The sequence below is a fragment of the Silvania hatchlandensis genome (assembly GCF_025564065.1).
Taxonomy (GTDB): domain Bacteria; phylum Pseudomonadota; class Gammaproteobacteria; order Enterobacterales; family Enterobacteriaceae; genus Enterobacter; species Enterobacter hatchlandensis.
On sequence record NZ_JAMGZK010000048.1, the window covers coordinates 168,220 to 186,194 of the forward strand.

The 17,975-nt window shown below is 55.8% G+C and carries 17 protein-coding genes; 9 read left to right on the forward strand and 8 right to left on the reverse strand.

Features of this window, described 5'->3' with window-relative positions; translation table 11 throughout:
• From acpT to M8014_RS11950, 3 genes are all read left to right on the forward strand, one after another.
• The gene (acpT, locus tag M8014_RS11940; RefSeq protein WP_271282652.1) at positions 1-582 is read left to right on the forward strand and encodes a 4'-phosphopantetheinyl transferase AcpT; all 582 of its coding nucleotides are present in this window, start codon (positions 1-3) and stop codon (positions 580-582) included.
• Positions 583-640: 58 nt separating this feature from the next.
• The gene (locus M8014_RS11945; protein ID WP_271282653.1) at positions 641-1,435 is read left to right on the forward strand and encodes an SDR family NAD(P)-dependent oxidoreductase; all 795 of its coding nucleotides are present in this window, start codon (positions 641-643) and stop codon (positions 1,433-1,435) included.
• A 91-nt stretch (positions 1,436-1,526) separates the two neighbouring features.
• Positions 1,527-2,189 carry an HAD family hydrolase gene (locus M8014_RS11950; RefSeq protein ID WP_271282654.1) on the forward strand — a complete coding sequence of 221 codons (663 nt, stop codon included), beginning with the start codon at positions 1,527-1,529 and terminating at the stop codon, positions 2,187-2,189.
• Between the two features lie 53 nt (positions 2,190-2,242).
• Here M8014_RS11950 and M8014_RS11955 read toward each other — a convergent pair whose 3' ends face one another.
• From M8014_RS11955 to M8014_RS11965, 3 genes are all read right to left on the reverse strand, one after another.
• Positions 2,243-3,268, reverse strand: a complete 1,026-nt coding sequence (locus M8014_RS11955) for a TerC/Alx family metal homeostasis membrane protein (RefSeq protein ID WP_271282655.1) — start codon at positions 3,266-3,268, stop codon at positions 2,243-2,245.
• A gap of 180 nt (positions 3,269-3,448) precedes the next feature.
• Positions 3,449-3,847 carry a potassium channel family protein gene (locus M8014_RS11960; protein ID WP_271282656.1) on the reverse strand — a complete coding sequence of 133 codons (399 nt, stop codon included), beginning with the start codon at positions 3,845-3,847 and terminating at the stop codon, positions 3,449-3,451.
• 93 nt (positions 3,848-3,940) lie between these two features.
• Positions 3,941-5,137 carry a BaiN/RdsA family NAD(P)/FAD-dependent oxidoreductase gene (locus tag M8014_RS11965; protein ID WP_271282657.1) on the reverse strand — a complete coding sequence of 399 codons (1,197 nt, stop codon included), beginning with the start codon at positions 5,135-5,137 and terminating at the stop codon, positions 3,941-3,943.
• Positions 5,138-5,365: 228 nt separating this feature from the next.
• On the opposite strand from M8014_RS11965, the gene pitA reads away from it, so the two are divergent.
• Positions 5,366-6,865, forward strand: coding sequence for an inorganic phosphate transporter PitA (gene pitA / locus M8014_RS11970; RefSeq protein ID WP_271282658.1), 1,500 nt, complete (start codon positions 5,366-5,368; stop codon positions 6,863-6,865).
• A gap of 56 nt (positions 6,866-6,921) precedes the next feature.
• Here pitA and uspB read toward each other — a convergent pair whose 3' ends face one another.
• Complete coding sequence (gene uspB / locus M8014_RS11975) at positions 6,922-7,257, reverse strand: universal stress protein UspB (protein WP_106995298.1); 336 nt, start codon at positions 7,255-7,257, stop codon at positions 6,922-6,924.
• Between the two features lie 281 nt (positions 7,258-7,538).
• Here uspB and uspA point away from each other — a divergent pair, with 281 nt between their 5' ends.
• The gene (uspA, locus tag M8014_RS11980) at positions 7,539-7,976 is read left to right on the forward strand and encodes a universal stress protein UspA (protein WP_271266014.1); all 438 of its coding nucleotides are present in this window, start codon (positions 7,539-7,541) and stop codon (positions 7,974-7,976) included.
• A gap of 41 nt (positions 7,977-8,017) precedes the next feature.
• Here uspA and rsmJ read toward each other — a convergent pair whose 3' ends face one another.
• Positions 8,018-8,770, reverse strand: a complete 753-nt coding sequence (rsmJ, locus tag M8014_RS11985; RefSeq protein ID WP_271282659.1) for a 16S rRNA (guanine(1516)-N(2))-methyltransferase RsmJ — start codon at positions 8,768-8,770, stop codon at positions 8,018-8,020.
• Positions 8,771-8,778: 8 nt separating this feature from the next.
• Positions 8,779-10,821 (reverse strand): oligopeptidase A, encoded by a 2,043-nt coding sequence (gene prlC, locus M8014_RS11990; protein ID WP_271282660.1) that lies wholly within the window; start codon positions 10,819-10,821, stop codon positions 8,779-8,781.
• 205 nt (positions 10,822-11,026) lie between these two features.
• On the opposite strand from prlC, the gene M8014_RS11995 reads away from it, so the two are divergent.
• Complete coding sequence (locus M8014_RS11995) at positions 11,027-11,869, forward strand: 23S rRNA (adenine(2030)-N(6))-methyltransferase RlmJ (RefSeq protein WP_271282661.1); 843 nt, start codon at positions 11,027-11,029, stop codon at positions 11,867-11,869.
• A 70-nt stretch (positions 11,870-11,939) separates the two neighbouring features.
• Positions 11,940-13,292 (forward strand): glutathione-disulfide reductase, encoded by a 1,353-nt coding sequence (gorA, locus tag M8014_RS12000; protein WP_271282662.1) that lies wholly within the window; start codon positions 11,940-11,942, stop codon positions 13,290-13,292.
• A gap of 19 nt (positions 13,293-13,311) precedes the next feature.
• Here the strand turns inward: gorA and M8014_RS12005 are convergent, their stop codons facing one another.
• Positions 13,312-13,716, reverse strand: coding sequence for a hypothetical protein (locus M8014_RS12005; protein ID WP_271282663.1), 405 nt, complete (start codon positions 13,714-13,716; stop codon positions 13,312-13,314).
• 191 nt (positions 13,717-13,907) lie between these two features.
• Here M8014_RS12005 and M8014_RS12010 point away from each other — a divergent pair, with 191 nt between their 5' ends.
• Positions 13,908-14,630 carry a hypothetical protein gene (locus M8014_RS12010; RefSeq protein ID WP_271282664.1) on the forward strand — a complete coding sequence of 241 codons (723 nt, stop codon included), beginning with the start codon at positions 13,908-13,910 and terminating at the stop codon, positions 14,628-14,630.
• Positions 14,631-14,866: 236 nt separating this feature from the next.
• Positions 14,867-16,516 (forward strand): alpha,alpha-trehalase, encoded by a 1,650-nt coding sequence (locus M8014_RS12015; RefSeq protein WP_271282665.1) that lies wholly within the window; start codon positions 14,867-14,869, stop codon positions 16,514-16,516.
• A gap of 84 nt (positions 16,517-16,600) precedes the next feature.
• Here the strand turns inward: M8014_RS12015 and M8014_RS12020 are convergent, their stop codons facing one another.
• Positions 16,601-17,911, reverse strand: a complete 1,311-nt coding sequence (locus M8014_RS12020) for an MFS transporter (RefSeq protein WP_271282666.1) — start codon at positions 17,909-17,911, stop codon at positions 16,601-16,603.
• Positions 17,912-17,975 lie beyond the last annotated feature (64 nt).

Consider the following 17,975-nt stretch of genomic DNA (forward strand, 5'->3'; position numbering starts at 1 on the left):
ATGTACCAGTTTCTACTGGGAAAGATTTCTACTCTCAGCGCTGACCCTCTGGCGTCAGCGCTGGCCGAACAGGCACCACAGGGCGCGCGTCGCCTTCCCTGGCTGGCCGGACGGACTCTGCTCGCCCGGGCGCTGTCGCCTTCTCCGGTGCCGGACATTGTCTTTGGCGAACAGGGTAAACCCGCGTTCGTCGATGCTCATCCGTACTGGTTTAACCTGAGCCACAGCGGGGATGATATTGCCCTGCTGCTGAGCGATGAAGGCGAAGTGGGCTGCGACATTGAAGTGGTTCGCCCGCGCGACAACTGGCAGGCGCTGGCCAATGCGGTCTTTAGCGTGGCCGAGCACGATGAACTGGAACGTGAAACGCCCGAAGACAAGCTGGCGGCGTTCTGGCGCATCTGGACGCGCAAAGAGGCGATTGTTAAACAGCGCGGCGGCAGCGCCTGGCAGATTGTCAGTATCGACAGCACCCTGGCTTCCGCACTGAGCATCAGCCACTGTCAGTACGGTGCGCTCAGCCTGGCGGTCTGCACGCCGACGCCGTTTACGCTTCATCACGATGCTCTGCGCCTGCTGTAACCTTTTTCCCACCTGCTACGCTTAATGGTCTGACTTTGCTAACAACATGGAGCAGACCATGAAAATCGATCTTACGGGAAAAGTAGCGTTGGTCACCGCCTCCACCGGCGGTATCGGCTTCGCTATCGCCAGAGGGCTGGCGGAGAGCGGCGCAGAGGTGATCCTCAACGGGCGCAGCATCGACTCGGTCAACCGGGGCATTCAGCATCTCCAGCAATCGCTGCCCGGCAGTCAGCTGCGGGCGGCGATTGCCGATCTCAGCACCCCTGAAGGCGTGGAAGCGCTACTGAAAGTGGCGTCCGACGTCGATATCCTGGTGAACAACGCCGGGATCTACGGACCCGAAGATTTTTACACCACCGCCGACGAGACCTGGGATAACTACTGGCAAACCAACGTGATGTCCGGGGTGCGCCTGTCCCGCGCCCTGCTGCCCGGCATGGTGCAAAAAGGCTGGGGCCGGGTGGTGTTTATCTCCTCGGAGTCGGCCTGCAACATCCCGGCGGACATGATCCACTACGGGGTGACCAAAACCGCCCAGCTGTCGCTGGCACGCGGGCTGGCGAAATTTGTCGCCGGGAGCGGCGTCACCGTCAACAGCGTATTGCCCGGCCCGACGATGTCTGACGGCTTTGCCGAAATGATGAAAGACGAGATCGAGAAAACCGGCAAATCGCTGGAGACGCTGGCGAAAGAGTTTGTGATGGCTCATCGCCCGAGCTCGGTGATCCAGCGTGCCGCCACGGTCGATGAGGTGGCAAACATGGTGGTTTACGTCTGTTCACCGCAGGCCTCCGCCACCTCCGGCGCGGCGCTGCGCGTCGATGGCGGCGTGATAGACGATATTATCTAGCGGGCAAGCCGCCCGCCCTCTGGCGGGTGGCATCTGGCCTCAAAGCAGGTAAACTGACGGGCAGAATATGTCTTCCAGCTAAGATCACGTTATGACCAATATGATTGCCGATGAGGCAGTAGCAAAATCCAGTGTGCTTTCTGTTTTTGATTTTGACGGCACGCTGACGCATCACGACAGTTTTATCCCTTTCTTACGCTTTGCGTTCGGTAAACGCTATTTTGCCGGCCGTCTGGTGCGGATGGCCCTGCCCACGCTGCACTGCGTGCGCCGTAAGCTGACCCGTGACGAGCTTAAAGAGGTGCTGATCAAGACCTTCCTGACCGGCGTGGATGAGCGTTGGCTGCGCCAGCAGGCGGATCTGTTCTGTGAAAAATACTGGGCCAGGCTGATGCGCCCGGCAGGCGTGATTGCGGTGGCGACGGAAGTGAACTCCGGGGCCGAAGTGACGATCTGTTCTGCGTCACCGGCGCTGGTGTTGCAGCCGTTTGCCGACAAGCTCGGCATTAAGCTTATCGGCACCCAGCTGGAAGTGAAAAACGGCAAGCTGACCGGCCGGATCACCGGCCATAACTGCCGCTGCGGGCAGAAGGTCTCAAGGCTGGAACACGTTTACGGCAGCTTGACGAACTACCATCTGCGCGCCTGGGGCGATACGCGCGGGGATCATGAGCTGCTGGCCGCGGCACAGGATCCGCACTGGCGTCATTTCCATCACCCGCGCGCGCGCCGTAATTCACCGATCAAGCTGTAAAATGCGCCGGGCGGCGGCTTCGCCTGACCCGGCCTACCGCCCCGCAAAAGCCATCAGGCTTCGCGTTTACCCGGGAACAGCAGGCTCGCCACAATCCCGGCGGCCAGCACGCCCAGCACCACTAACAGACTCGCCGTGGCACCGATGCCATAGCCGTGATGCCAGAAGTGATCCGTGGCATTCAGGCCAAGCTTGAACGCCACGAAGAACAGCAGCGCGATCACCGCTTTCTCCAGATGCACCAGATACTGCTTCAGCGCTTCCAGCACGAAGTAAAGCGTACGCAGGCCGAGGATCGCGAACATCATCGCGCTGTAGATAATCAGCGGTTCGCGGCTGACGGCGATAATCGCTGGCACCGAGTCAAACGCAAACATCACGTCTGACAGCTCAACCACCGCCACGCAGAGCAGCAGCGGCGTGGCATAGCGCTTCGCCTTCTTCACCCGCCCAACCATTACGTCCTGGTTCTCTGGCTTCGCCAGTTCTACATCAACCTCTTTCTGGCTTAACAGGAAAGCGTGGCCGGTGATTTTTGGCCAGATCGGGTAGAAGCGCTTTACCGCCCGGTACGCCAGATGCTGGGAGTAATCCTCAATTGCATCCTGCTCTTCGCCGCGCTTGAGCATCATCACCGCCGTCCAGGCCACGATCAGGGCAAAGACCACTTCGACATACGGCCCCAGACTCAGCAGGCTGGTGCCGATAGCCACGAAAATCCCGCGGAACACGATGGCGCCAATCACGCCCCAGTAGAGCACCCGATGACGATACTGATCCGGCACGCCAAACCAGGCAAAGATCGCCATCATCACAAACAGGTTATCGACCGACAGCACCTCTTCCAGCGCATAACCGGTGAGGAACAGGCTTGCCACTTCCGCACCGTGGTGAACATACAGGAACCCGGCGAAGGCCATCGCGGTCATGACCCAGAAGATCGACCAGAGCGACGCGCTTTTCAGCGAAATCGGTTTGTTGTGACGGTGCATAAAGAGGTCGATAAACATCGCCCCTACCGCCATAACCACGAAGACAACAACGGTTTCCGTCGGGAAACCGAGATGAGCAGATGCCATACACAACCCTTTTAGAAGACAAAATACAAACCATGCAGACTGGCGAAGCCAGTGAAGAAAAGGGGGGACTGTCGGCAGTCTTCTCCCCTTAAGAAGTAAAACCCGGCGCAGGCTGTACCCGCGCAAGGTTGTGCATTTTACCTCACATCAATGCGGTTCTGCCATCGGCGGGTGGGGGGTTTATTGGCTCATGCCACGCAGGCGCTGCAGGACGGCCACCAGCACCGCGACCGACCAGCCGACCATCAGCGCCCCGACCAACCCTTCGACCCCGCCGACCAGCCGCCAGTGCTCCGGCAGGGTGACATCGCCATACCCGACGGTGGCGTAGCTGACCAGCGAGAAGTAGAAGCTGGTATTCCAGTCCGGTAGCGCCTTGACGTACCAGTAAAAACCGGCAAACAGGCTGGCTTCAATCAGATGGGCAAACAGCACGGAAATGACGATGGCGACATTGCGGCAGACAATGCGGATCACCGATTCAACGCCGAGGTTAATGTACTTGAGGACAATAAACATCCACGTCGAATGAATGATGACCGTCAGGGTGATCAACGTTGTCACGCTCAAAAGCAGCATATCGGGTACTCGCAGAGCCGCAGGCAGTGAGGAAGGCGCAATGGTTGAAGCATAGCGGATCTGCTTCTGACGATAACGCCTGATAACGCTTTTTTATCCTCTGACCGCCAGCTCCTGTGCGCAGGCCCATGCACTCGCCCAGGCCCACTGGAAGTTGTAGCCGCCGAGCCAACCGGTAACGTCCATCACTTCGCCGATAAAGAACAGCCCCGGCACGTTACGCGCTTCCATGGTGCGCGAGGAGAGTTCATGAGTATCGACGCCGCCCAGCGTCACTTCCGCCGTGCGATACCCTTCGGTACCGTTTGGCTGCACGCGCCAGGCGCTCAACGTTTCCACCAGCGTTTGCTGATCGCGGCTGTTGAGCTGCTTCAGCGACACGTCCGGGATTTGACCCAGCAGCTGCAGACACTCCACCAGCCGCTTCGGCAGTTGCATCGCCAACGTGTTTTTCAAGCTCTGGTTAGGATGCTCCGCACGCTGCGCGTCGAGGAAGCTCTCCAGATCGCAGTCAGGCACTAAGTTGACGCTGACGAACTCACCCGGCTGCCAGTAGCTGGAAATTTGCAGCACTGCCGGGCCGGACAGGCCGCGATGGGTAAACAGCAGGTTTTCCCGGAACACCGTCCCGTCTTCGGCGGTGATCACCGACGGCACCGAAACGCCAGAAAGCGTTTGCAGCTGTTCCAGCAGCGGTTTATGCAGCGTGAACGGCACCAGCCCGGCGCGGGTCGGCAGCACCTTCAAACCAAACTGTTCGGCAATTTTATAGCCGAAAGGCGTTGCCCCCAGCCCCGGCATCGAGAGCCCGCCGCTGGCGATCACCAGATTGGGGGTGCTCACCGTTTCGCCATTCAGCGCTAAGGTGTATCCCGTCTCGTCACGGGCCACATCCAGCACTTCGCTGCGTAATCGCAGGGTAACCTGGCCTTTTTCACACTCCGCCAGCAGCATATCGACGATTTGTTGCGCGGAATCATCACAAAAAAGCTGGCCCAGCGTTTTCTCGTGCCAGGCGATACCGTGCTTGCCCACAATGTCGATAAAGTCCCACTGGGTGTAGCGTGCAAGGGCAGATTTGCAAAAATGGCGGTTTTGGCTGAGATAGGCCGCGGGTTCGATATAAAGATTAGTAAAGTTGCAGCGCCCGCCGCCCGACATCAGGATTTTACGGCCCGCCTTTTTGCCGTTATCGAGCAGCAGAACCCGGCGCCCCGCCTGTCCGGCCATCGCCGCACAGAATAATCCCGCTGCACCGGCGCCAATTACAATGGCATCATACTTTTCCACGTCTCGATCCTCTTGTTTTAAGGGCGCGAATTGTAAAGTTTCATCAAGAATCGCACCAGTGCATTATCCATGATCATATTTATTTACTTGAAATATAAAATATAATTGTTTTACTACCGCGCTAAGTTAGGTAGGGATTTGAAAAAAAGTCTATATTTCACTTTGCCCGTTGCGCATTTGTCCTGGATAATGCGCCGCGTTCATGTCCTCAAGATGGCGTAACGTCCTATGCTACATTTGTTTGCCGGCCTGGATTTACATACCGGGCTATTACTAGTGCTTGCTCTGGTCTTTGTATTGTTTTACGAAGCAATCAACGGCTTCCATGACACTGCAAACGCAGTGGCAACCGTAATCTACACACGTGCTTTACGATCGCAAGTTGCGGTGGTGATGGCGGCGGTGTTTAACTTCTTTGGCGTTCTTCTTGGAGGTCTGAGCGTAGCCTACGCCATCGTGCATATGCTGCCAACGGATCTACTGTTGAATGTCAGCTCCGGCCATGGCCTTGCTATGGTGTTCTCCTTGCTGTTTGCTGCAATTATCTGGAACCTCGGTACCTGGTATTTCGGCCTGCCGGCATCCAGTTCTCACACCCTGATCGGCGCCATCATCGGTATTGGTTTAACCAATGCGCTGTTGACCGGTACGTCGGTGGTTGATGCGCTGAACATTCCTAAAGTCATTGGTATTTTTGGTTCCCTGATTATTTCTCCGATCGTCGGTCTGGTCGTTGCAGGGGGGCTGATTTTCCTGCTGCGTCGTTACTGGAGCGGTACCAAAAAACGCGCCCGTATCCACCTGACGCCTGCTGAGCGTGAAAAGAAAGACGGCAAGAAAAAGCCGCCATTCTGGACGCGTATTGCCCTGATCATTTCTGCTATCGGTGTGGCCTTCTCTCACGGCGCGAACGACGGTCAGAAAGGCATTGGTCTGGTCATGCTGGTACTGATTGGCGTGGCCCCTGCGGGCTTCGTGGTGAATATGAATGCCTCCGGCTACGAAATTACCCGTACCCGTGATGCGGTCAACAACGTGGAAACTTACTTTCAACAGCGTCCCGATTTGCTGAAGAAAGTGACCGGTGTGGATCAGCTGATCCCGTCTCCGGAAGCGGGCGCAACCACTGCACCTGGCGAGTTCCATTGTCACCCGGCTAACGCAGTCAATGCGCTGGAACGTGCCAAAGGCATGCTGACGGATATCGAAAGCTACGACAAACTGTCCGTTGAGCAACGTGGCCAGCTGCGCCGCATCATGCTGTGCATTTCGGATGTGACTGACAAGGTGGCCAAGCTGCCTGAAGTTAACGCTGACGACAAGCGTCTGCTGAAGAAGCTGAAAGTCGACATGCTGAATACCATTGAGTACGCGCCAATCTGGATCATCATGGCGGTCGCGCTGGCTCTGGGTATCGGTACGATGATTGGCTGGCGTCGCGTCGCAACGACTATCGGCGAGAAGATCGGTAAGAAAGGCATGACGTATGCGCAGGGTATGTCCGCGCAGATGACAGCCGCTGTATCTATCGGTCTGGCAAGCTATACCGGTATGCCGGTGTCGACTACCCACGTCCTCTCATCATCCGTGGCAGGTACCATGCTGGTTGATGGCGGTGGTCTGCAACGCAAAACCGTCACCAGCATCCTGATGGCCTGGGTCTTCACCCTTCCGGCGTCCATCCTGCTGTCAGGCGGACTGTACTGGATCTCCCTGCAGTTCTTGTAATCGCAGGCAGAGAAAGAGAAAAGCGGGTCAGGAAACTGGCCCGCTTTTTTTTGTGCTCAATGCCAGATGAGGAGAGCAACCATGCTCACCACCACCAGGCCGCACAGGGCGCTGGTCAAGATAAACTGACGGCGCAGACGCTCGCAGCGACGGATAAATTCATCATCATGATGATCGCGATAGCGCTGGGCGTAGATATACCATACCAGGCGCATCTGTTTGCTGGGCTGTCCATGCGAGGTGAAAAAGCCGCCCCCATCTACATATTGATACAACAGCGGATCGCAGCCACGAAGTACCACTAATAGCGCGCGCAAAGATGAGAAATAACGCGCCATATTCACGATGCAAACCACACATAACGCCCAAAACAATGCGACGGTGCTAATCATACTTCCTCCCCGGCGTCCGCCCACGGAGCAATGCCCCGGGACTACCGCACCCATGCCCTGACAGACGGTTCAGTGAAAGAGAGACACAAAAACCGATCGGTTTCACATTTTAATATCCGACCGGCTTATTCAATAGTGTAGGAGATCCGTTAATTTTTTTGCCACATGGTTATTCGTTATCAACTCCAGAGCTTGAAAATTTTGTTCAACTGGGCCGTAATGAATGCACAGACAACTGCTACACGCATGGGTCATCGATCACTTAAGGAAGGAGTAACACTATGGCGTATAAACACATTCTCATCGCGGTTGACCTCTCCCCGGAGAGCAAAGTGCTGGTTGATAAAGCCGTATCCATGGCACGTCCGTACAATGCGAAAGTTTCCCTGATTCACGTGGACGTTAATTACTCTGATCTCTATACCGGCCTTATCGACGTCAATCTTGGCGATATGCAAAAGCGCATCTCCGAAGAGACACATCAGGCCCTGAGCGAACTGTCCACCAATGCCGGTTATCCGATTACGGAGACCCTGAGCGGCAGCGGTGACCTCGGCCAGGTGCTGGTCGATGCAATTAAGAAATACGATATGGATCTGGTGGTTTGCGGTCATCACCAGGATTTCTGGAGCAAGCTGATGTCGTCAGCGCGTCAGCTGATCAACACCGTCCACGTGGATATGTTGATTGTGCCGCTGCGCGACGAAGAAGACGAGTAATGATTATTCCCTCTCCCCGCGGGGAGAGGGCCCAAACCGCACTACTCCGGCGTTCCTGGATAAATATCAAACCGGTGGCCTTTGGTGACCACCGCATTAGTCGTTGCAACCTCCGCCAGCGGCGGGGCGTAATCCGGACGTTTAACCACAACACGCTTTGTCGCCAGCTGTCGTGCAGGCTCCAGTAATCCGTCAGCATCCAGATCCGGGCCCACCAGCGACTGAAATACCCGCATCTCTTTTTTCACCAGCGCGCTTTTCTGCTTATGCGGGAACATCGGGTCAAGATAAACCACCTGCGGGCGCGGGGTGATATCCGTTAACGCCGTCAGGCTGGAGGCGTGGATCAGCTGCAACCGCTCCTGCAACCAGCGGCCAATTTCCGGGTCGGCATAGCCGCGGGCGAGACCGTCATCCAGTAAAGCCGCGACCACCGGGTTGCGCTCCAGCATCCGCACCCGACAGCCGACAGAGGCCAGCACAAACGCATCGCGTCCTAACCCTGCCGTAGCGTCGACCACGTCGGGCAGATAGCTCCCCTTCACGCCAACTGCCTTCGCGACCGCTTCACCGCGACCGCCGCCGAACTTGCGTCGGTGCGCCATCGCCCCACCGACAAAATCAACAAAAATGCCGCCGAGTTTGGGCTCGTCGCACTTGCGCAGCTCCAGATGCGTCGGGGTCATCACCAACGCCATCAGGTTATCGGCGTCGTGCTCCAGTCCCCAGCGGGCAGCAAGAACAGATAAGGCGCCGTCTCCGGCGCCTGTTTCATCTACTAAGCAGATTTTCACAACAACGATCAGCCCTTGATTCCGTAATGTTCCAGCATCGCATCCAGCTGCGGTTCACGGCCACGGAAGCGTTTAAACAGCTCCATCGGCTCTTCGGAACCGCCGCGCGTCAGGATGTTGTCGAGGAACGACTGGCCGGTAGCGCGGTTGAAAATCCCCTCTTCTTCGAAGCGAGAATAAGCGTCTGCCGCCAGCACGTCGGCCCACAGGTAGCTGTAGTAACCCGCCGCGTAACCGCCAGCAAAGATATGGCTGAACGCGTGCGGGAAGCGACCCCAGGTCGGGCCAGGAATAAGCGCCACCTGCTTTTTAATTTCGGCCAGGGTTTCGAGGATCTTCGCGCCCTGCTCCGGGCTGAACTCCGCGTGCAGACGGAAATCGAACAGGCCGAACTCCAGCTGGCGCAGAATAAACATCGCCGCCTGGTAGTTTTTCGCTTCCAGCATTTTATCCAGCAGCGATTTTGGTAGCGGTTCGCCGGTTTCATAATGGCCGGAGATAAACGCCAGCGCGTCCGGCTCCCAGCACCAGTTTTCCATAAACTGGCTTGGCAGTTCGACCGCATCCCACGGCACGCCGCTGATGCCCGCCACGCCCGCCGCTTCGATACGGGTCAGCATATGGTGCAGACCGTGGCCGAATTCGTGGAACAGGGTGATCACTTCGTCGTGGGTAAACAGCGCAGGTTTGCCGCTCACCGGACGGTTAAAGTTACAGGTCAGGTAGGCGACAGGCTTTTGCAGCGAACCGTCGGCTTTACGCATCTGGCCGACACAGTCGTCCATCCAGGCGCCGCCACGTTTGTTTTCTCGGGCGTACAGATCGAGATAGAAGCTGCCGCGCAGTTCGTTTTTCTCGTCATACAGCTCGAAGAAACGCACCTCCGGGTGCCACACGTCGACGTCGTGACGCTCTTTGGCGGTGATGCCATAGATGCGTTTGACCACTTCAAACAGGCCGTTAACGGCTTTGTTTTCCGGGAAATACGGGCGCAGCTGCTCGTCGCTGATGCTGTAGAGATGCTGCTTCTGTTTTTCGCTGTAGTACGCAATGTCCCACGGCTGCAGGTCATCCACGCCACACTCGGCTTTCGCAAAGGCACGCAGCTGGGCCAGCTCTTTCTCGCCCTGTGGACGGGCGCGTTTTGCCAGATCGGTTAAGAAATCCAGCACCTGCTGTGGGTTCTCGGCCATTTTGGTGGCAAGGGATTTATCCGCGTAGCTGTCAAAGCCTAACAGCTGCGCCAGCTCGTGACGCAGGGCGAGGATTTCGGCCATCACCGGGCTGTTATCCCATTTACCGGCATTCGGCCCCTGATCGGAGGCGCGGGTGCTGTAGGCGCGGTACATCTCTTCGCGCAGAGCCTGGTTGTCACAGTAGGTCATTACCGGCAGATAGCTCGGGATATCCAGCGTCAACAGGTAACCTTCCTGCTCTTTGGCTTCTGCCTGCGCTTTTGCCGCCGCCAGGGCGCTTTCCGGCATTCCGGCCAGTTCGGCCTCGTCGGTGACCAGTTTGGTCCAACCCATGGTGGCATCCAGCACGTTGTTGCTGTACTGATTACCCAGTTCAGACAGACGCGTGGCAATCTCACCGTAGCGCTGCTGTTTGTCTTTCGCCAGGCCAATGCCCGACAGTTCAAAATCACGCAGCGCGTTATCGACCGATTTTTTCTGCGCGGTATTCAGCGTCGCATAATGATCGCCGTCGCGCAGATCGCGATACGCCTGGTACAGCCCTTCGTGCTGCCCAACCCAGGTGCTGTACTCCGACAGCAGCGGCAGGGTTTGCTCGTAAGCTTCTCGCAGTTCCGGGCTGTTTTGCACCGAGTTCAGGTGGCTTACCGGGGAGAAGATGCGCCCGAGCACATCATCGACTTCCGCCAGCGGCTGACACAGATTTTCCCAGCTATAGGGCGCGCCCTGCGCCACTACGCTCTCAACCACAGAGCGGCAATCGTCCAGTGCTTTGGTGACGGCTGGCACGACATGTTCAGGCTGAATGGAGGAAAACGGCGGCAACGAAAAAGGCGTCAGTAATGGATTGGTCATAAGCACTGTCCTGTTAAATAAGTGAATGAAGGGCGCATCCTGCGCGAGCATATTGTGTCTAGAATGGGGTTAAGTGTAGTGAATTTCAATGCCACACGCGGCTGAATAATACCCGGTAGCGCGGCGCTTACCGGGCCTGCGGGTAATCTGTGCCGTTCTGCGGTAAACTGTGGAAAATCGTTTACTCAGTGGAATTCATCTACCCATGCTCAGTTATCGCCACAGCTTTCACGCGGGCAACCACGCCGACGTCCTTAAACACACCGTTCAGAGCTTGATTATCGAAGCGCTTAAAGAGAAAGATAAACCGTTTCTCTATCTGGACACCCATGCCGGCGCAGGTCGCTATCAGCTGAGCGGCGAGCACGCTGAGCGGACCGGCGAATACCTCGAAGGTATCGGCCGTATCTGGCAGCAGGACGACCTGCCGGCAGAGCTTGAGCCGTACATCAGCGTGATCAACCATTTCAACCGCGGCGAACAGCTGCGCTACTACCCGGGCTCGCCGCTGATTGCCCGCCAGCTGCTGCGCGAGCAGGACAGCATTCAGCTGACCGAGCTGCACTCGAGCGATTTCCCGCTGCTGCGCTCTGAATTCCAGAAAGACAGCCGCGCGCGCGTGGAAAAATCCGACGGCTATCAGCAGTTGAAGGCAAAATTACCGCCGGTATCCCGTCGTGGCCTGGTGCTGATCGATCCGCCGTATGAAATGAAGTCGGATTATCAGGCGGTGGTCGCCGGTATTCATGAAGGCTACAAACGTTTTGCCACCGGTACCTATGCACTGTGGTATCCGGTAGTACTGCGTTCGCAAATCAAACGCATGATCAAAGACCTGGAAGCGACCGGCATCCGCAAAATTATGCAGATTGAACTGGCCGTGCGTCCGGACAGCGACCAGCGCGGCATGACCGCCTCAGGCATGATCGTGGTTAACCCGCCGTGGAAGCTCGAAGCGCAGATGAACAACGTCCTGCCGTGGCTGCACAAGAAGCTGGTTCCGACGGGCATCGGCCATGCCACCGTCAGTTGGATCGTGCCAGAGTAATCGCAGCAATCGGTGGAAGCTATTGATTTCCGGTATACAATCGCGGCAATTAACGATTAAGGACAAGACCATGACAAAGCATTATGACTACATCGCTATCGGCGGCGGCAGCGGCGGTATCGCCTCGATTAACCGTGCGGCCATGTATGGCCAGAAATGCGCGCTGATTGAAGCCAAAGCGCTGGGCGGCACCTGCGTGAACGTCGGTTGTGTACCGAAAAAGGTGATGTGGCATGCGGCGCAGATCCGTGAGGCTATCCATATGTATGGCCCGGATTACGGGTTTGACACCACCATCAACCACTTTGACTGGGATAAGTTAATCGCCAGCCGCACCGCTTACATTGACCGCATCCATACCTCGTACGACAACGTGCTGGGTAAGAACAACGTCGATGTGATCCGTGGTTTTGCCCGTTTCGTTGATGCGAAGACCATTGAAGTGAACGGCGAGACGATCACCGCCGATCACATCCTGATCGCGACCGGCGGCCGTCCGAGCCACCCGGGTATTCCGGGCGCGGAATACGGTATCGACTCCGACGGTTTCTTTGAACTGCCTGCCCTGCCAAAACGCGTTGCTGTCGTTGGCGCGGGCTATATTGCCGTTGAGCTGGCAGGCGTTATTAACGGTCTCGGTGCCGAAGCGCATCTGTTTGTGCGTAAACATGCCCCGCTGCGCAGCTTCGATCCGCTGATCGTTGAGACGCTGGTAGAAGTGATGAACGCCGAAGGCCCGCATCTGCACACCCAGGCCGTGCCAAAAGCGGTGGTTAAAAATGCCGACGGCAGCCTGACCCTGGAGCTGGAAGATGGCCGTAGCCAGACCGTCGATTGCCTGATCTGGGCCATTGGCCGCGAACCGGCGAACGACAACTTCAACCTGGCCGCGACCGGCGTGAAGACCAACGAGAAAGGCTATATCACGGTCGATAAATTCCAGAACACCAGCGTGCCGGGGATTTACGCCGTCGGTGATAACACCGGTGCAGTCGAGTTGACCCCGGTGGCCGTTGCCGCAGGCCGTCGCCTCTCTGAGCGCTTGTTTAACAACAAGCCGGATGAGCATCTGGACTACAACCTTATCCCGACCGTGGTCTTCAGCCACCCGCCAATCGGCACCGTCGGCTTAACCGAGCCGCAGGCGCGCGAGCAGTATGGCGACGACCAGGTGAAAGTGTACAAATCCTCTTTCACCGCCATGTATACCGCTGTGACCACTCACCGCCAGCCGTGCCGCATGAAATTAGTGTGTGTCGGCCCGGACGAGAAGATCGTCGGTATTCACGGCATTGGCTTTGGTATGGATGAGATCCTGCAGGGCTTTGCGGTGGCGCTGAAAATGGGTGCAACCAAGAAAGACTTTGATAATACCGTGGCGATCCACCCTACTGCGGCAGAAGAGTTTGTGACAATGCGTTAATTACGCATGACGACCGGTGTCAGGCAATGATTATCTGCCCGACACCGGTACACTCCTCGAATATAAACATCTTCAGATGCATATTTAGCAGACGCATCCCTGCCAGATGGCAATGACGTAATCGGATCGGTTGCGTAATAACGCTATGTGAAAAAAAGACATTCTTCATATCGCAATTATCAAAACAAACGCCATCAATATAACAACGATTAATTAATAAACTTTTAAACTGCACATTCCTGAACAAACATTGTTTCAAATTCGAACGATAAACAATCGCCGTATTACCGCCTTCACAAATATGCAACCGCGCGAAATGGCGGCTTTCCAGTAACCCCTCCAGTTCTGTTATAGTGGATTTCTGCTCGCAACTCTGTTGAAAAGACAAAGGCATAGCGCCCTGACGCTTCGCGTTAAGGTTCATGAGGATTCCTGTTTTTTGAGGTGTCATCTGAATCGATGACATTAAGTGGAATCCCTTAATTACGATTGTCAGCGTGGCGAAACAAGGTCGATTTTGGACACTTATTTGCAGAGTTGGCCGATAAGACAAAAGTGCATATTCACAGCAATAGCAATCCCGTCAAAATATAATTTACCTTAAGGGAATATTTCATGCCAATAAGCAAAAGTAAGAACGCTATTCTGGTATTAGAATCACCGTGGAAGCTTGATGATTACGATGCCAACCGCTCATCCGTGCTGCCGTTTGTGCAGGGGATTGCGAAGATGCATGGCAATACCGAGGTCTACTCACTGAACTTCTACAATAAAGCCAGTTTCGATTTAGCCCTGGAATGCCTGTGTCGGCAGAAGTTTGACAACACCATCGTCTATGTTGCAGCACATGGCAGTAAAACCCATATCGGTGATGTTTCGCTTAAGCACATTCTTACGAAGATTAATGAGAAATCCCGCAAATTCAATATTAAAGGGCTGATGCTGGGTTCCTGTTTTGCCGGTAGCAAAACCTGGCTACTCGAGGGTTTCACCGAAGACAGCAAGTTGACCTGGTGTGCGGGGTATTCTTCTTCATGCTACTGGCTGCAAGGCACCATGATCGACTGCGCGATCATTCACCGTGCGCTCAGCATTGAAGATGAGCACTATCAAAACCGTGAAGATATGGAAGAAGCATTTGCCGCTGCCATTGCGCCCTTCGCACCGAATTCGGTCATCGGGACCAACGCGAAGGATGAATCAGTGGCGCTTTCGCAATCACTGCAGTTCGTCATCCAGCCGGAAGGCCGGGGTTTTCGTGCCCGTCTGTCATCTGAGCCAATTTTTGAGAAAGCAGAAGAGTATCGCTTCAGTCTGGAAGAGGACGCCATCGCCTGATTAACACTCTGTTGCAAAGCGAATGATCCGAAATTTACCGGGGCCACGTCCTGCTGGTTTACATGTTTATCGTCGTAAAAACATCAACATGTGGCCAGCAACCCCGCGTTAACCTTTTTGTAAAATGTGATCGACAGCACACTTTCCTTTCCAGACACCGAAGCGAATGACTAAGCTTAGTAAGCACCCGGATATAACCAGACATGTGACAACGCTTACCGGAGGTCCTGACCATCATGTTCAACCAGAAAATACGCACTGTAGAGACCGTAGAGTTCGACATAGAACAAGAACTTCTCTACGAAATCGATCCCTGCGAGTTAAAACTGGATGAAATGCTCGAAGCGGAGCCAGAGCCTGAAATGATTGAAGGGCTGCCTGCTTCTGACGCGTTGACGCCTGCCGATCGCTACCTTGAGCTTTTCGAGCATGTTCAGTCGACGCGTCTGTTTGCCGACAGCAAAACCTTTCCCGACTGCTCGCCGAAAATGGATCCGCTGGATATTCTCATCCGCTACCGCAAGGTACGACGCCACCGGGACTTTGACCTGCGCCAGTTTGTCGACAAGCACTTCTGGCTACCGGAAGTTCTGTCGAGCGAGTATGTGTCCGATCCTTCATTCTCGCTCAAAGAACATATCGACAACTTGTGGCCGGTGCTGACACGCGAGCCGCAGGATCATATTCCGTGGTCGTCCCTGCTGGCGCTGCCGCAGGCCTATATTGTGCCCGGCGGACGCTTCAGCGAGACCTATTACTGGGATTCCTATTTCACCATGCTGGGGCTGGCCGAGAGCGGTCGACACGACATGCTGAAATGCATGGCAGATAACTTCGCGTGGATGATTGAACGCTACGGGCATATCCCCAACGGCAACCGTACCTACTACCTGAGCCGCTCCCAGCCGCCGGTGTTTGCCCTGATGGTGGAGCTGTTCGAAGAGGACGGCGTGCGCGGGGCGCGGCGTTATCTGGACCATCTGAAAATGGAATATGCCTTCTGGATGGACGGGGCCGATTCACTGGTGCTTAACCAGGCCTACCGCCACGTGGTACGAATGCCGAACGGGGCGCATCTCAACCGCTACTGGGATGACCGCGATACCCCGCGGGATGAGTCCTGGATTGAGGACGTGGAAACCGCTCGCCACTCCGGTCGTCCACCGAACGAGGTGTATCGGGATCTGCGTGCCGGAGCCGCCTCGGGCTGGGACTACTCCTCCCGCTGGCTGCGGGATACCGGTCGGCTGGCCAGCATTCGCACCACCCAGTTTATCCCCATCGATTTGAACGCATTTCTGTTCAAACTGGAAAATACCATCGCCAATATTTCCGGACGTAATGGTGATAAGGAGACCGAAGCGCTGTTCCGCCAGAAAGCCAGCGACCGTCGCGCAGCAGTAGACCATTATCTGTGGGATGACGAGATGGGCTGCTACCGGGATTACGACTGGCGACGCGAGGAGCTGGCGCTGTTTTCCGCCGCCAGTATCGTGCCGTTGTACGTTGGCATGTCTACTCATGAGCAGGCTGATCGGTTATCCGACGCGGTGAAAGCGCGGCTTCTTACCCCGGGCGGTATTCTTGCCACCGAGCATGAGACGGGCGAGCAGTGGGATAAACCCAACGGCTGGGCACCGCTGCAATGGATGGCGATCCAGGGATTCAAAATGTACGGCAACGACTCGCTGGGGGATGAAATTGCCCACAGCTGGCTGCAGACGGTTAACCATTTCTACAAGGCCCACCACAAGCTGATTGAGAAGTACCACATCGCCAGCAGCCTGCCGCGTGAAGGGGGCGGGGGTGAGTATCCCCTGCAGGATGGTTTTGGCTGGACCAACGGCGTAGTGCGCCGTCTGATAGGCCTGTACGGGGAGCCGTAGCTCCCCGGTTACGCGATAAAAAAAACGCTGCTCGTGGGAGTGCAAGTCCGGAGCAGCGCAGGCGAAAGGCTCGCCACAGGGGTATCAGGCTATCGATGGCGTCAGCGTGATGCGATCCAATGGCCCAACGATAAACAGGTACGAGAACAGGCCAATCAGCCCCATTGAGCCGACGTACAAAATGGCGTAATCGAACGACTGCGTGTTAGCAAGAATGACCCCGATCGCCAGTGGCGTGACGATACTCGCCAGATTGCCGCACATGTTGAACACCCCACCCGCCATCCCTAACACCTCTTTTGGCGAGGTGTCGCTGAGAATGCACCAGCCCAGGTTGCCGAACCCTTTGGCGAAGAACGCCAGGCTCATCGCAGCAATTACCACAAACTCCGACGAAGTGTAGTTAGCGAGCACAATCACGCAGGAGAGCAACATGCCGCAGATCACCGGCAGCTTACGCGCCGTGGTCAGGCTGTAGCCACGCTTCAGCAGCCAGTCGGAAAACACCCCCCCGGCCAGGCCGCCAATAAAGCCCGCAATTGCCGGAATACTGGCGATAAAACCCACTTTCAGAATCGACATCCCTTTGGCCTGATACAGATAGGTAGGAAACCAGGTCAGGAAGAACCAGGTGATCGACGTGACGCAGAACTGGCCGATATAGACGCCAATCATCATCCGGTTCAGGCAAACGCTTTTCATCTGCGCCAGCGTCAGCTTCTGAGCAGTTTTTGCGCTGCCAAGCGTAGGTTCACCTCCGCCCTCGCGGATATAGTCAATTTCCTGTTGGTTTACTTTCGGGTGGTGCAACGGATCTTTAACTTTTATTAACCATGTAATCCCGAGAAAGACGCCGATAGCACCAATATAATAAAAGACATAATGCCAGCTTAAATTATGCAGAATAAGGGTCATCAGCGGCGTAATAATCCCCAGCGAGATATACTGTGCGGCCTGATAAACCGAGGTCACAAATCCGCGTTCATTATTGGGGAACCACTGCACGCTTAATCGGCTATTTGCCGGGAAAGCGGGTGCCTCAATGGCCCCCATCAGCAGGCGTAAAATAACCAGCACCATCAGCGGGCTGGCATACAGATAAATTGTGCCCTGGAACATCGTCACCAGCGACCAGCCAATGAGCGCACAGCCGTAGACCAGCCGAGAACCGTAGCGATCGAGTAGCCACCCGCCGGGCAGCTGCATAATCACATAGGCGATGCCAAAGGAGGAAAATGCCAGCCCCATCGCTTCGGGATCAAAACCTAACTCTTTACTCATGAAGGGCGCAACCACCGATAATGTTGCGCGGTCGGCATAATTAAAGACAGTGGCCAGAAATAAGAAAGTTAATATGCTATAGCGTACTTTGGTCCGTTTTATTATTGTGTTCATCACCCACTCCAGTATTTAGGGTTGAGAGAATAGTCAGGGAATAACGGCGGGAGATTACCCCGCC

Excerpts from the sequence above, each read along its gene's own strand:
- acpT (WP_271282652.1), top strand. The coding sequence starts at position 1 with ATGTACCAGTTTCTACTGGGAAAGATTTCTACTCTCAGCGCTGACCCT.
- M8014_RS11945 (WP_271282653.1), top strand. The coding sequence starts at position 641 with ATGAAAATCGATCTTACGGGAAAAGTAGCGTTGGTCACCGCCTCCACC.
- M8014_RS11950 (WP_271282654.1), top strand. The coding sequence starts at position 1,527 with ATGACCAATATGATTGCCGATGAGGCAGTAGCAAAATCCAGTGTGCTT.
- M8014_RS11955 (WP_271282655.1), bottom strand. The coding sequence starts at position 3,268 with ATGGCATCTGCTCATCTCGGTTTCCCGACGGAAACCGTTGTTGTCTTC.
- M8014_RS11960 (WP_271282656.1), bottom strand. The coding sequence starts at position 3,847 with ATGCTGCTTTTGAGCGTGACAACGTTGATCACCCTGACGGTCATCATT.
- pitA (WP_271282658.1), top strand. The coding sequence starts at position 5,366 with ATGCTACATTTGTTTGCCGGCCTGGATTTACATACCGGGCTATTACTA.
- uspB (WP_106995298.1), bottom strand. The coding sequence starts at position 7,257 with ATGATTAGCACCGTCGCATTGTTTTGGGCGTTATGTGTGGTTTGCATC.
- uspA (WP_271266014.1), top strand. The coding sequence starts at position 7,539 with ATGGCGTATAAACACATTCTCATCGCGGTTGACCTCTCCCCGGAGAGC.
- prlC (WP_271282660.1), bottom strand. The coding sequence starts at position 10,821 with ATGACCAATCCATTACTGACGCCTTTTTCGTTGCCGCCGTTTTCCTCC.
- M8014_RS11995 (WP_271282661.1), top strand. The coding sequence starts at position 11,027 with ATGCTCAGTTATCGCCACAGCTTTCACGCGGGCAACCACGCCGACGTC.
- gorA (WP_271282662.1), top strand. The coding sequence starts at position 11,940 with ATGACAAAGCATTATGACTACATCGCTATCGGCGGCGGCAGCGGCGGT.
- M8014_RS12005 (WP_271282663.1), bottom strand. The coding sequence starts at position 13,716 with ATGAACCTTAACGCGAAGCGTCAGGGCGCTATGCCTTTGTCTTTTCAA.
- M8014_RS12010 (WP_271282664.1), top strand. The coding sequence starts at position 13,908 with ATGCCAATAAGCAAAAGTAAGAACGCTATTCTGGTATTAGAATCACCG.
- M8014_RS12015 (WP_271282665.1), top strand. The coding sequence starts at position 14,867 with ATGTTCAACCAGAAAATACGCACTGTAGAGACCGTAGAGTTCGACATA.
- M8014_RS12020 (WP_271282666.1), bottom strand. The coding sequence starts at position 17,911 with ATGAACACAATAATAAAACGGACCAAAGTACGCTATAGCATATTAACT.